Raw genomic sequence first — 14022 nt, forward strand, 5'->3', positions numbered from 1 at the left:
TGGCCGACCCCGGCCACCTGCGCCCGTGTGCTTGGGCTGCGGGCCCCGCATCGCCGATGCTGGGTTCCACCGCCCCCTCAGGAGGACTCCCCCCATGCACGTCTCGGCCCTGTTGGAATTCGACGCCGTCCCGGTGGACTCCGCCGACACGGTGCATCTCCTGCTCGACATCACCGCGCCGGAGCTGCCCGGCCAGGACCGCCCGCCCGCGACCCTACAGGTCGTGCTGGACCGCAGCGGCTCCATGGCCGGTGAGCGCCTGGACGGGGCGGTGCGTGCGCTGCTGAGCCTGGTGGACCGGCTGGACCCGACCGACAACTTCGGGCTGGTCACCTTCGACAGCACCGCGCGGGTGGAGGTCCCGGCCGGGCCGCTGACCGACAAGGACGCGGTGCGCCGGCGCATCCGCGCGCTGCGCCCGGGCGGGCTGACCGACCTGTCCAGCGGGCTGCTGCGCGGGGTGCAGGAGGCGCGGCGGGCCTCCGCGGACCGCGGCGCCACGCTGCTGCTCGTCTCCGACGGGCACGCCAACCAGGGCATCACCGACCACGAGCGGCTCGCCGGGATCGCCCGGTCGGCGCACGACCACGGGGTGTCGACCACCACGCTCGGCTACGGCCTGGGCTACGACGAGGAGCTGCTGGGCGCGATCTCCGACGGCGGGACCGGCAGCGCGCTGTTCGCCGAGGACCCCGACACCGCGGGCGCGCTCATCGCCGGCGAGGTGGAGAACCTGCTCGCCAAGACCGTGCAGGCGGCGTCGCTTCAGGCGCGTCCGGTGGGCGCGGCACGCGAGGTGTCCGTCGTCGGCGAGCTCCCCTCCTCCCGCCTGCCCGACGGGACGGTCATGGTAGAGCTCGGCGACTTCTACTCCGGGGAGCAGCGCAGGCTGCTGCTGCGCGTCGACGTCCCCGGAGTGGCGCAGCTCGGCCCCGCGCAGGTGGCGGAGGTGGAGGTCGGCTACGTGGACCCGGCGTCGCTCACCACGTACACGGTGTCGCTTCCGGTGTCGGTGAACGTGGTTCCGGGCGACGACGCCGCGGGCCGGGTGCCCGACCCGAAGGTGCGCACCGAACTGGCCTACCAGGAGGCGCAGACCGCCAAGCGCCGCGCCGCCGAGGCGATGCGCCGCGGCGACCGCGAGACCGCGACCGGCATCCTGGCCCAGGCCAGCGGTTCGCTCGTCGCCTCCGTTCCCCTGGACCCGTCGGGGGAGCTGCGCACCCAGATCGCGGAGCTCGACTCCCTGGCCGCGCAGGCCCGTGTCGACGACGTGAACCGCACCGCCAAGAGCATCTACACCAACCAGTACCAGGCCAGCCGCAAACGCGGCAGGCCGCAGAGCACCCCGCCCCGGCCGCCGCAGGGCACCGACCGGCAGGACCCGCCGGACGCCGCCCCGGACGGCCGCCGAGGACACTGAGGTCCCGGGCCGCGGGTCTTCCGTGTCCGGGGCGCGGACGCGGGTAGGCGTCCCCCTAGCCCTGGGAACCGCGCAACGACGGGGGATGCCGTGGACCGTTCGCCGTGGATCTGCCTGACCTGCGGGGGCCACTACCCCGCCGCCGAGGAGCCGCCCGCCTCCTGCCGGTTCTGCACGGACGAACGCCAGTGGGTGCCGCCGACCGGCCAGCGGTGGGCGACCCTGGCAGGGCTGGCCGCGGACGGGTATGCGACCGAGGTCCGCGAGGTGGAGCCCGGCCTGCTCGGCGTCGGGGTGCGCCGGCACATCGGCGTCGGCCAGCGCGGCCTGCTGGTGTGCACGAGCGGCGGCAACCTGCTGTGGGACCCGCCCGCCTTCCTCGACGAGGAGGCGGTCCGGGCGGTGCGGGACGCGGGCGGGCTGCGGGCCGTCACCGCCAGCCACCCGCACATGTACGGGGCGATCGTCGACTGGAGTGACGCCTTCGACGCCGAGATCCTGCTGCCCGAGGTGGACGCGCACTGGCTCCAGCGGCCGTCGTCGGCCGTGCGCACCTGGTCGGGCACGCTGCCGGTGCTGCCCGGCGTGACGCTGGTGCAGTGCGGCGGGCACTTCCCCGGCAGCGCGGCCCTGCACTGGGCCGACGGCGCGGACGGCGCGGGGGCGCTGCTGGTCGGCGACACGGTCATGGTCACCCCGGGCGAGGACCGCATCACCTTCATGTGGAGTGCGCCGAACCGGCTGCCGCTGCCGGAGCGCTGGGTGCGCGGCATCGTGGCGGCGCTGCGCCCCTACTGGTTCGACCGGATCTACGGCGGCTGGTGGCTGCCGGTGCTGCGCCGCGACGCCAAACGGGTCCTGGAGGTCTGCGCCGACCGGTACATCCAGTTCCTGCGCGGCGAGGTGGACCTGGACGGGTGAGCCCGCCGCGGGGCGGGTGTACTTCGGCTTCCGGGCGTGTGCTCGGCGAGAGGGAGTCGGCAGTGCTCCGAGAAGGACAGCCGGTCAGCGCCCTCCGGAGTCATGGAGATTCGTCGTCTCCCGTGGTGGCGCGGGCTCTGCGGATACGGTGGAGACCGCCTCCGGGCAGCGGTCTCACCCAGCAGCGTCTTCCTCGTGGACAGCACAGGTGGCCCGGTCGAACGGGCTGCTGGTGATGCGCTTGACCAGCGGTTGCGCTGGCGCGAAGCCCGGTTCGAGCTGCCGGGCGAGCACGACCGTGACGACCTTGCGCGCCCCGGCCCGTTTGAGCCGGTGCGCCGCTGACTGCGCCCTCGCGCCGCTCACCCACGTGTCGTCGATGAGCAGGACGTCCGTCTGCGGCTTGGGGTCTGGAATCCTGTCGAGGAGAAACCAGTCCTGGTTGAACTCCCGTGATTCGGCCGAGATGTCGGTGTTGACGCCGAGGTCGATCCTTCGGAGGCTCTGGACAGTCGGGGTGAGCAGGGCCTGCAACGGATGGATCTGGTCGGGTTTCTTAGTGCTGGGCACAAAAGCCACATGGGTGAAGGACGCTACTCCTGCCGCGTTCTTGACGCAGCGGATGTGTCGCATGCAGAAGTCCCGGAACAGCACGGTCAGGTTCTTGCGTGCCGCTTCGCTTGCCGGGGTCTTCTTGTACATCCTCAGGTCACGGCTGTGCTGCCCTTCACTCCCGTTGCGGTAGGTGATCGGGACGACCAGGTCGGCGAGGAGGCCGCCCGCCCTGTCCCGGGTTTTCTGGCACTGGTAGCAGAGCTGGTACCGCGGACTGGTGGTTGCGCCGAAGCAGGTCCGGCAGACGCCTTCACCGTGGCGGGGCCCGGCGTGCAGGTAGTTGACCTGGACGTCCACCCGGCTGTCTATCGGGTGGCGGCGCACCTCACCAGCCAAGTTCCACCGTTTCCAGCGAATCGACCAGTTCGTCGGCGGTCATGGCGGACTCTGCGAGGATGTCGTCCACGATGTCCATGAGGTCCGCCATCCCCGCCACGACGTACACCCCGGGGCGTTGGGCGTAGTCGCGTGCCCACTGGTTGGCCAGGAGCTCCCGCGGGAAGACCACCGGACGTCCGTGTTTGAGGGCAAACCGTGCCTGGATGCGCGCACCGCTGTGCTCCCCGGCCTCGACGACGACGGTGGCGGCGGCGTAGCCGCTCATCACCGCGTTGCGCATCGGGAAGCTGTGCCGGGTGGGCGGCGCGTCGGGCAGGAACTGGCTGAGCACCATCCCCCGCTCGGCGATCTCGTCCTGGAGCCTCCGGTTCTCCCGGGGATAGCAGCGGTTGATCCCGGTGCCGATGACGGCCACGGTCCGTCCGCCCCGTCGCAGCGCCGCGGTGTGCGCGGCCGTGTCGATTCCGGCCGCGAGCCCACTGACGACCGTCACTCCCCTGTCCACGAGCACTTCGGCGATGTTGCTCGCGATCTCCCGTCCGCGCGGGGACGCCCTGCGCGCACCGACGACGGCGATGGCGCGCCGGTCGTCGACCCTCTCCCCTCTGGTGAACACCACCGGGGGCATTTCGTGGATCTCGCGGAGCGCGGCGGGGTAGTCGTCCTCCCAGAAGGCCCGCACGGCGACGCCTCGGGACTCGCACTGCTCCAGAAGGGCACGGGCTCGGGCCAGCGCGCGCTCGACCGGGGAATCCGCGACGTCGAAGAGGGCGTCCCGGGAGCCGAACGTTCTCTCCAGGACCGTCCAGACACTGTCGGTGTCGAGAATGTCCTCGACAATCCTCGACCATCCGCCGCTCTTGCCCAGCAGGAGGGCGAGCAGGGCAGCCCGTTCCTCGTCCCGCCGCACGGCTTCCAGGGTAGAGCGTTCCCGCCGAGCAGCAAATCCCGACACCTGGGCTCCCTCCTTCCCAGCCTGCTCTGATCCCACCATTTTCCTAGAACATATGTTCTAACATATGGCGGATACCGCTTGGAATGGACCGCAGAGTCAGAAGACTGTTTCTCCCGGAGGGGGAACAGATCACCGACAGCGGTGGCCTTCACAGGTCGCCGCTCCGCTTCTACGAGGCGCCCCGGGTCGGGAAGCCAGGTACAGCGGCGCAACCGTTATCGCCACGGCAGCGCCCGGGAAGCCGACCGCAAGCCGCTCATCACCCTCCCGATACGGCCGCGCCCTCCGCGGCCATGGCGCGCACCACCTCCCAGGCGGACTCCAGGTCCAGAGCACGCGCCGCATAGGAGCGCACGAGGAGCTCGTCGTCCAGGTACCGGTCGTGTTTGTCGACGGCTTTGTCCACGGCCTGGGCGGCGAGCTCCCACGGCTCCGGCGGCTTGCCCGCCGCGAGTTCCCGGACCGTCCGCCACAGGTCCTGCGGACGGGTGTCCGACACCGTCAGCGCAGCGCCGTCGTCGCCGACGGTCAGACCGCACCGTCTGAGCAGAAGGGCGAGGGTGTTCATCACCCGGTCGCCGCGCCACGGGAACACCAGGAGGTCGCTCCCCCAGGCGTACACGGTCCTGTCGGCCAGTCCCATCCGGTGGAAGTGCCCGCGGCCTTCGGCGAGGAGGTCCTGCGCGGTGGCGTCCAGGTACCTGGGCACGTCCCGGCCGGTGTACAGGCGCCGCATCCGGGCCCGCACCCCGTCCGACACGTCCGTGTCGGCCCCGGTGAACACGGGCGGCCGTCCTCCGCCTCCCGGTCGCAGGACGACCACCTTCTGCCGGGGGTCGACCTCGACGACCTGCCACCGGCGCCCTCCGAAGACCAGCAGACTCCCCGGGCCGACATGGTTGTCGACCGGCATGCTGCCCAGGGTCTGCGCGCCGTTCACGAGGCGGTACTCGTCGACCGTGGTGAACGCGGCGTAGAAGTCGTGCCGGTTGAGCAGTTCCTCCCCTGCCTCTCCCGGGAGCAGCAGGCCGTCCTCCTCCTGGACGAGCAGGTCGTGGCGGGCCATTGATCGGAGGAGCCGGGCGAACGCGGAGGCGTCCACCCGGTGGAAGGGGCCGCTGCCGCACAGCGTGTCGTACAACTCCCGCGCGCGGGCGCCGCCCCGCTGCGCGATCACGGAGAGGACCTGTTGGATCAGGGTGGACAGGTGCAGCCGCCCGGTGTCCGGCGGCTCGTACCAGCGTTCCAGCAGCAGGTCGACCATGGCGACCGTCTGGAACAACCCGGTCCGGAGCATGTCCCCGGGAGGGGTCTCCGGGGTGTTCTCCCGTTCGGCGACGTAGACGCGCAGGGTTGCGGGTCGGCCGCGCCGCCCCGAGCGGCCGAGCCGCTGCCGCAGTCCGGCGACCGAATCAGGGGCCCCGAGCTGCGCCACGGTGTCGACCAGGCCGATGTCGATCCCCATCTCCAGGGTGGCGGTACACACGGCCGTGGCGGGGCGGGTGCCGTCCTTGAGGCGTGCCTCCGCTTCCTCCCGCAGCTCCTTGGAGAGGCTGCCGTGGTGGGGCAGGAACTCGTCGGGCAGCCCGTGCCGCCGGGAGCGCCGGGCCAGCCGGTCGGTGTACTCCTCCACCGCCGCACGCGTGTTGGCGAAGACGAGGTTGTGGCCGCCCCGCAGGGCCGCCCACAGGTCGTCGGCGATCGACTCCGCCGCGGGCCTGCCCGGCCCTCCCCCGTCGTCGCCCGGGGCCTGCCGGTCGAGGTAGCCCCGGACCGCGAGCCTGACCCGCTGGCCCGCGTCCTTGCCCACGATGACCCGCACCCGGTCCCGCTCGCCCGGCCGGAGGAAGTCGGCCGCCGCGGAGAAGTCGCCCAGCGTCGCGGACAGGCCGATCCGCGGCACCCTGCGGCGGCGCAGCAGCTCAACCCTGTGGAGCAGCGACTGCATCTGGGCGCCGCGCTCGGTGCCCATCAGGGCGTGCAGCTCGTCGACGACGACGTAGTCCAGCCCGGCGAACACCCGGGCGGCGGCGTGCCCCCGGCGAACGAACAGGGCTTCCAGGGACTCCGGGGTGATCAGCAGGATCCCGTCCGGGGTGCGCAGGACGGCCTTCTTGTCCGCCTCGGCCACGTCGCCGTGCCAGCGGTGCACGGGCACGTCGATGTGGCGACAGAGGTCGGTGAGCCGCGCGTACTGGTCGTTGATCAGCGCTTTGAGCGGGCTGACGTACAGGGCGCGGATCCCGTGTCCGCCGCTCCGCTCAGCCAGGGCGGAGCAGACCGGCAGGAAGGCCGCCTCCGTCTTGCCGCTGGCGGTCGCGGCGACGAGGATCACGTCGGAGCGCTCGTCCAGCACCGGGCCGATGGCCCGCTCCTGGATGTCGCGCAGCCCGGTCCAGCCCTGTTCCCAGAGCCAACGCTGGACACCGCGGTGGAGCCGCCGGTAGCCCGGGACGGTGCCGCTGGCCGCCATGTCAGAGCCGGAAGTCGACGAGGTCGTCACCGCCGCTGCCCCGAGGCGACCGTCCGGGGGACGGGGCCGCCTCCCCGCCGTCTCCACTGTCGTAGGGCTCCGGTGCGGTCTCGGGGGCGATGTCGAGTCGGCCGAGCAGTGTCCTCCAGTCCGCGCCGGGGTTCTGTTCCAGCACCGCCAGCAGGTCGAGGAACTTCTTGATGGTGGTGCGCGGGGTGCGGAAGTACGCCTCGCCGATGCGTTGCGCGCAGTGGTCCATGAAGGCGGTGAGGGCCTCGTCGGGAAGCAGGTAGCGTTCCGGGTCTCCGTAGGCGTGGACGTGGCGCAGCTTGGTGAGGAGGACGTAGAAGTCCTCCTGGGAGAGGTTCTCCAGCCGCAGCACGGGACCGGAGTGGTCGACCAGCCCGGAGTCGGCGTCGGCGTAGGCGTTCTCCTCCAGCCGCGACTGCAGGGCGGTGTAGGAGTAGAGGCCCCGCCGCGGGTCGGTGAGGAACTCGGGGGTCCCGCCGAAGAGGAAGCCCAGGTGCGTGGCGGTCCCCTGGAAGCTGTCGTTGAGGATGCGCAGGATCTGCTCGTAGTTGGCGTTACGCGACTGCGTGTGGGTGATCTTGTACAGGTTGACCATCTCGTCCAGGCAGACCAGCAGCCCGCCGAAGCCCGCCATGGTCACGAATCTGGCCAGCAGTTTGAGGTGGTCGTAGAAGGACGCGTCGTCGATGATCGTCCGCACGCCCAGGGCCTGCCGGGCCTCGGTACGGGTACCGTACCCGGCGCGCAGCCAGCGCACCGCGTTGCTCTTGAGCTGCTCGTCGCCGGTGTCGTGGCCGCGCCAGTAGGCGGCGACCACCTCGGCGAAGTCGTAGCCGCCGGTGAGTTCGCCGAGCTGGTCGAGGCGGGAGCGGATCACCTGTTCGACGTCGACGCCCTCGTCCCTGGCCTGGGTGAGGGCCTGGGAGACGAACCGCTCCACCACGCTCGCGAGGGCTCCTCCTTCGGGTTTGGCGCGGGTGGCCATGTTGGTCATGAGCTCGGCGTAGAGGCTGCGGGCCTGTCCGCCCGTGGACTGCAGCCGCCGGTCCGGGGAGAGGTCGGCGTGCACGGTGACCAGGCGCTTCTCCAGGGCGATCGACCGGACCAGGTGGAGGAAGAAGGTCTTGCCCGAGCCGTAGCGGCCGATGACGAACCTGCTGCCCGCTCCCCCGCCGGCGATCCGGTTGATGTCGTCGATGAGGGCCTTGATCTCCTCGACCCGCCCCACCTGGATGAGGTGCTGTCCGCGGCGGGGCACCATGCCCGCGCGCAGGGACTGGACGACCGCGTCGCGTTCTCGCGGGCGGATGGCCCCCCGGTGTGTGGTGCGGTGGTGCGCTTCACTCATCCAACAGCTCCTGCAGCACGTCGGTGTCGATGTCCATCGGGTCGTCGCCGTCGATGACCGGGTTTCCGGTGACGTCGAGCGCGAGTTCGTTGAGGGTGTCGACCGCGCCGTCGGGCATCAGCCCGTGGCGGGCGGCGAGCGCGTGGAAGTCACTTCGCGGCCACGTCGACCGTTCGGCGAGGGAGCGGAGCAGCGCGGAGTGCGCCGCGTCCAGGCCCGCGACCGTCGGCGGCGCGTTCTGCGGGGCGGGGGGCCGCCCGTTCTGCTGCGGGGCCGCCGGTGCGGCGGGCGCCTGCCGGGCAGGGGTGTCCGGCGGCGTGTCCTCGTCGGTGAACACGGCGCTGAGCAGGGCGGCCACTTCTTCGCTCTCGCGCAGCTTCGCTGCGACGGCGGCTTGGTCCAGGCCGATGCCCGCCGTCGGTTTCCGGCCCGTCGTCGCGGTGCTTCCGGGCGGCCGCCCCAGCGTGTGCGTGGGGCGCAGCCGCTGGTGGACGCGGTCGGGGTCGAGTCCCAGCAGCTCGTAGATCCTGCTGAGCGTCTTCACCTCCCGCGGGGAGGTGACCCCGTCGGCGGTGGCGACGGTGACGAGGAAGTCGCCGATGGAGGTGCGTTGGGCCCGGGTCAGGGCCTCCAGCCGCTGTCGGATGCCGGCGAGTTTGGCCCCCGACTCGACCGCCCACGTCAGGTGGGCGTTCAGGCGGGTCTGTTCCGCCTCGGTGAGGTGGAGCGCCGTCTGCAGGTGGCGGACCAGGTGGCGCTGCTCGTCCGCGTGGAACTCCCCGTCGGCGATCGCGACCGCCGCGGCCAGGTGCACCAGGACCGCGGTCGCCGTGTAGGCGGGGGACGGGGCGTCGGAAGCGGCTTCGCCCGTGGGGAACAGGACCGCGGGGCCGGGTTTCAGCGCGGGGCCGCCCCAGCGCACGTCGGGTTCCACGCCGATCCCGTGGCGGGCCAGGAACCCGGTGAGGGCGGTCGCTTCCCGCTTGGTCATCTTGTTCGGGGCGGCGGTGGGCCAGCGCGCGATGAGTTCGGCGGCGTTGACGACAGCCGGGGCGTCTCCCGTGAGCCGGCCCCGGACCCAGTCGAGGAACGCGCCGACCTCGCCATCGGAGGTGTCGACCAGTTCGGCGGGGAGCAGCGCCGCCGCAGCCAGGGTCCCCGCGCTCTCCGGGTGGCGGCCCAGCCAGCGGCTGTAGGGTTCCAGTTCGGCCGTGACCTGGTCGACCAGTTCGGCGAGCTTGCGGGTGGGGGCGGCCTGTTCCACGACGTCGGGCACGTCGAGGCCGGTGACGTCGACCGTCGTCCCCAGGAAGCCCTCGCTGGCGGGCCGGTAGTGCCAGTGCAGCCGGGTCTTCCCCGGGCGCACAGCCAGGCCCCGGGGGTGGCGTTCGGCGAACCGGAGGCGGAACAGGCTCTGGAACTCGTCGGGACAGCGCTGCTGCGGTGTCCTGGGGTGGATCTGCGGGTGGTACCAGGCCCAGGAGAGCGCCCAGTCGGCGGGGACCCGGCGGCCTTCCTGTGCCATCCGGCCGAGGGCGAGGCGCAGCCGGAACGGGGTCGGCCACCGCTCCCCGCCGTAGGGCGGCGGAGTCCGTTCCGCCTCCTCGTCCTCTGTCAGGATGTCGAGGACGGTCAGGAAGTCGGTGGCGTAGCCGTGGAACGACGAGTTCTCCCCGTAGATCGACAGCAGCCGGAGCACTTCCGCGCGGATTCCCGGAAGCTCTCCGCGCAGGTGCTTCTGCGCGCCGATGTCGCAGAGCACGCGCCGTTCCAGACCGTAGAAGAAGAGGAAGACGTATCCGATGGAGGCCCGGGGGTCGCGGCGGCCGCCCGCCAACCAGGAGAGGTAGGCGGCGCGTGCGCTGGGCGTGATGGAGTCGTAGGACGGCCAGTAGTCCATGGTCCGGCCGGTGCGGTCCGGGCTGTTCCGGTTGACCCGCAGCTGCGGGTTGATCAGCGCGGGTTCCGTGCTGCCGTTGTCGGCCCACAGTTCCCTGCCCACGTACAGCATCCCGCCGGGGATGTCGTATCCCTGGACGTGCACGGTTTCTCCGGCGGGGATCCACCGGCCGACCTTGGGGACCTGGTCGGTCCGCGGTCGGGGCGCCGCCTGCTCGGGGGCGGGTTTCGGGCGCGGCGTCGAGGGGGGACGGGAGTGCTGCACGGCAGCAGGACGGGGCGGTTTCGCCGTGGCGGGAGGAGTTGCGGGCGGTGCCGACGGCCGCGGCCTGTCCGTACCGGTCTCCGCCCGGGACGGGGCCGCGGGTGCGGGGATGTGGGGCAGTCCGTGCCGGGGTCGAGGGCCCGCGTGGGGGTCGAGGGGCGGCCTCGGTGCGGGAGGCAGGCCGCCGCCGAGCGCCGCCGCGCTGTTCGGAGCCGTGGGCCAGTGCCGGGGAGGCGCCTGCGGTCCGGTCGGCCCGTGGCCCGGCCGGTTCCTGCCGATGCGGAACGCGAACCACACGGCCGCCCCGCCGACGGCGACGAAGACCGAGCCCACGACCATCGTGGCGAAGGCAGCGGCCACGTCTCCGACCAGCAGGCCGCCGAACGCAGCGAGGCACAACACTCCTCCCAGCAACGCGCCCAGCACACCAGGAATCCCGAGGACGACGATTCCGGCGATGCGTGCCGCTGAAGACCGCGTGTGTCCGCCACCGTGCATGGAGTCCTACCTCTGACCGGGGGAAGTCAAGGGCTGCTGATGTTAGGGCCAACCAAGCCGGGCGAGCCGGAAAACAGCTCGAATTACTCAAATTTCATGATTTTCAAGGCGGGCAGTGCGCCCTCTTGAGCCAACAGGAAGGCTGCCTTTTCTCCTACATTGTCCCCCAATACACCTTTTCGGCCACGGTGTCGGAGGACCGCTTCAACGCGTCCCGGCCTCGGGGAATCGCGGTAGCGGGACCGCCTGGCCTCCGGCTTCGGGGTCGGGGGGACAACGGTCTCCGGGGCTCTGCCGGACTCGGAGACTTTCGGAAGTCCCTTTTCCTTCTTCCTCGATCCTGGAGATCGCTGATCACAATCCCCGCCACCGCTGTGCGCACTGTGCGTTACCCGGAGCTGCCCAGGCGCGGGCTGCCCGGCCGTTCCTCCCGCATCGGCGCGCCTCGCCCGCCGACGTGCACCGCTCCCGCCTACGTGGCCGCCGCGGCGGACTCTGCGAGGATGTCGTCCACGATGTCCATGAGGTCCGCCATCCCCGCCACGACGTACACCCCGGGGCGTTGGGCGTAGTCGCGTGCCCACTGGTTGGCCAGGAGCTCCCGCGGGAAGACCACCGGACGTCCGTGTTTGAGGGCAAACCGTGCCTGGATGCGCGCACCGCTGTGCTCCCCGGCCTCGACGACGACGGTGGCGGCGGCGTAGCCGCTCATCACCGCGTTGCGCATCGGGAAGCTGTGCCGGGTGGGCGGCGCGTCGGGCAGGAACTGGCTGAGCACCATCCCCCGCTCGGCGATCTCGTCCTGGAGCCTCCGGTTCTCCCGGGGATAGCAGCGGTTGATCCCGGTGCCGATGACGGCCACGGTCCGTCCGCCCCGTCGCAGCGCCGCGGTGTGCGCGGCCGTGTCGATTCCGGCCGCGAGCCCACTGACGACCGTCACTCCCCTGTCGCACCCCGCACCCGCGCTGGAACCCGAGTTCTCCCCAGGGCAGATGCTGTCGGAATGGATTTCCGCGACAGAAGGCCGTTTCTCCCCAACCCCCTCGATTCAGCACCGCTTCGGACACTCCGCTCGTAAGGTAGGAGACGCCTTCCCCGCCCTCCGAAGGCAGCGTTTCCGCCCGACGTCTGGAGAAGACCCCCCATCATGCCGCAGCTCGCCATCGACAAGGATTTCCTGCAGCGGTACGCGAAGCTCGACAAGCGCGTGCAGAAGGCCGTGGACGAGGCGCTCCACAAGTTCGCCACCAACTACTACGCCGGCGGGCACCTGGAGAAGATCGCCGACGCACGCGACCCCCGGGTCCGCACGCTGCGCATCACCCAGGGCTACCGGGGCGTGGTGCTCGCTCCGGAGAAGGGCGACACCTACCTGCTGGTCACGGTGCTGCCGCACGACGACGCCTACGCCTACATCCGCAACAAGCGCTTCTCCGTCAACCAGGCGCTGGGCGTGCTGGAGGTCCGCGACGAGGCCGGGCTGGAGACCATGAGCGGTGTGCTCGCCTCGGTTGCCGAGACCACCGAGACCCGCCTGTTCGACCACGTGCCCGACAAGCACCTGTTGCAGTTGGGCGTCGACCAGCAGGTCCTGTCGATCGTGCGGCTGCTGACCGACGAGGCCCACCTGGACGCGCTGGAGGCCCTGCTGCCCCAGGCCCAGCACAACGCCCTGGTGGCGCTGGCCTCGGGGATGACCGTGGAGGAGGCGTGGGAGCAGCTCAGCCGGGACCTGGCGGAGGAGTCCGCGCCCGAGCAGGTCGACCCCGACGACCTCACCGCGGCGATCCGACGCTCCCCCGACCGGGCGGTGTTCGTGGAGGGCCCGGAGAGCCTGCGCGAACTGCTGGAAGCCCCGTTCGACCTGTGGCGGGTGTTCCTGCACCCGCAGCAGCGCCGGATCGCCTACCGCGACTACAACGGACCGGCGATGGTCACCGGCGGCGCGGGCACCGGCAAGACGGTGACGGCGCTGCACCGCGTCGCCCACCTGGCGGCCCGCTACGACTCGGGGCGGCCGATCCTGCTGACCACGTTCACCAAGTCCCTGGACGCGGCGCTGCGCGCGCAACTGGAACTGCTGGTCAAGGATCCCGGGCAGCGGGACCGGGTGGACGTGCGCAACCTCGACAAGGTCGCCTACCAGGTGGTGGCCGAGGACCGCGGCACCGACCCCAAGCCGTGCCGTGCCACGGTCCTGGAACCGCTGTGGGACGAGGCGGGCGCGGACAGCGGGTTCTCCGGCGCGTTCCTGCTCACCGAGTGGGAGCAGGTGATCCTCGCCCAGAACCTGCGCACCGAACGCGACTACCTGGAGGCGCCGCGGCGCGGCCGGGGCGGGCGGCTCGGCCCCGACCAGCGGCGCCGGGTGTGGCGCGCGGTGCTGGCCGCCACCGGCCGGATGGCCGAGTCCAACCTGTGGTCGTTCACGCAGATCGCCGCGGAGGCCGCCGACATCCTGGACCGCACCGGGCAGCGGCGGTACCGGCACGTGGTGGTGGACGAGGCCCAGGACCTGCACCCGGCGAAGTGGCGGCTGGTGCGGGCGCTGGTCGCCGAGGGGCCTGACGACCTGTTCCTCGCGGGTGACCCGCACCAGCGCATCTACGACCACCGGGTGTCGCTGAACTCGCTGGGCATCAGCGTGCGGGGGCGCAGCCGCCGCCTGACGGTGAGCTACCGCAGCACCCAGGAGATCCTGTCGTGGGCGGTGCGGGTGCTGGGTGCCGCGCCCGTCACCGGCCTGGACGACCTGGCCGACGGCCTGGACTCCTACACCTCCCCGCTGCACGGGCGGCGGCCGGTGGTGCGGGGCTTCGCCGACCGCGGGGCCGAGCTGGACGCGCTGGTCGACCAGGTGGAGGAGTGGCTGACGCAGGGTGTGGAGGCCGCCTCGATCGGGATCGCCGCGCGCACCCGGTTGCTCTCCGACGAGGTCGCCGAACGGCTGCGGGAGGCGGGCGTCGACTGCTGCTCCCTGACGGACAGACCGGGGGTTCCGGGGGTGCGGGTGGGCACCATGCACGGCATGAAGGGCCTGGAGTTCCGGTGCGTGGCGGTCGTCGGTGTGGACGCCGACCTGGTGCCCTACACCGCCCAGGTCACCGACCGCGCGGAGGACCCCGTCGCGCACGGCCACGACCTGCAGCGGGAGCGGAACCTGCTGTTCGTGTCGTGCACCCGGGCACGCGACGCGCTGTACGTGTCGTACAGCGGCGAGCCGAGCCCGTTCCTGCCGTGACGGCGGTGGGGGCGG

At 71.8% G+C, this 14022-nt stretch carries 9 protein-coding genes; 3 read left to right on the top strand and 6 right to left on the bottom strand.

Translation table 11 applies throughout. The annotated features are described in order from the left end of the window. Positions 1-94: 94 nt before the first annotated feature. Positions 95-1423 carry a vWA domain-containing protein gene (locus tag AC529_RS01445; RefSeq protein WP_068753117.1) on the top strand — a complete coding sequence of 443 codons (1329 nt, stop codon included), beginning with the start codon at positions 95-97 and terminating at the stop codon, positions 1421-1423. 90 nt (positions 1424-1513) lie between these two features. Then, positions 1514-2344 carry an MBL fold metallo-hydrolase gene (locus tag AC529_RS01450; RefSeq protein WP_068753118.1) on the top strand — a complete coding sequence of 277 codons (831 nt, stop codon included), beginning with the start codon at positions 1514-1516 and terminating at the stop codon, positions 2342-2344. 174 nt (positions 2345-2518) lie between these two features. Here the strand turns inward: AC529_RS01450 and AC529_RS19305 are convergent, their stop codons facing one another. The 6 genes from AC529_RS19305 to AC529_RS01480 all read right to left on the bottom strand — a co-directional run bounded on the left by AC529_RS19305 (position 2519) and on the right by AC529_RS01480 (position 11706). Then, complete coding sequence (locus AC529_RS19305) at positions 2519-3256, bottom strand: phosphoribosyltransferase (protein WP_157080021.1); 738 nt, start codon at positions 3254-3256, stop codon at positions 2519-2521. 28 nt (positions 3257-3284) lie between these two features. Further along, positions 3285-4208 carry a DNA-processing protein DprA gene (locus AC529_RS01460; protein WP_068753119.1) on the bottom strand — a complete coding sequence of 308 codons (924 nt, stop codon included), beginning with the start codon at positions 4206-4208 and terminating at the stop codon, positions 3285-3287. A gap of 304 nt (positions 4209-4512) precedes the next feature. Next, the gene (locus AC529_RS01465) at positions 4513-6726 is read right to left on the bottom strand and encodes a DEAD/DEAH box helicase (protein ID WP_068753120.1); all 2214 of its coding nucleotides are present in this window, start codon (positions 6724-6726) and stop codon (positions 4513-4515) included. A gap of 1 nt (position 6727) precedes the next feature. After that, positions 6728-8104, bottom strand: a complete 1377-nt coding sequence (locus tag AC529_RS01470; RefSeq protein WP_068753121.1) for an ATP-binding protein — start codon at positions 8102-8104, stop codon at positions 6728-6730. Beyond that, on the bottom strand, positions 8097-10766 hold the full coding sequence (locus AC529_RS01475) for a TerB N-terminal domain-containing protein (RefSeq protein WP_083947851.1): 2670 nt from the start codon (positions 10764-10766) through the stop codon (positions 8097-8099). The genes AC529_RS01470 and AC529_RS01475 overlap by 8 nt, the downstream gene beginning before the upstream one ends. A gap of 472 nt (positions 10767-11238) precedes the next feature. Beyond that, positions 11239-11706: a DNA-processing protein DprA gene (locus AC529_RS01480; protein ID WP_232306522.1), complete on the bottom strand. Its 468-nt coding sequence runs from the start codon at positions 11704-11706 to the stop codon at positions 11239-11241. A gap of 207 nt (positions 11707-11913) precedes the next feature. Between AC529_RS01480 and AC529_RS01485 the strand changes: the two genes are divergently transcribed. Beyond that, positions 11914-14007 carry a UvrD-helicase domain-containing protein gene (locus tag AC529_RS01485; protein WP_068753123.1) on the top strand — a complete coding sequence of 698 codons (2094 nt, stop codon included), beginning with the start codon at positions 11914-11916 and terminating at the stop codon, positions 14005-14007. Positions 14008-14022: the final 15 nt, after the last annotated feature.

It is taken from the genome of Thermobifida cellulosilytica TB100 (genome assembly GCF_001517975.1).
Lineage (GTDB): Bacteria > Actinomycetota > Actinomycetes > Streptosporangiales > Streptosporangiaceae > Thermobifida > Thermobifida cellulosilytica.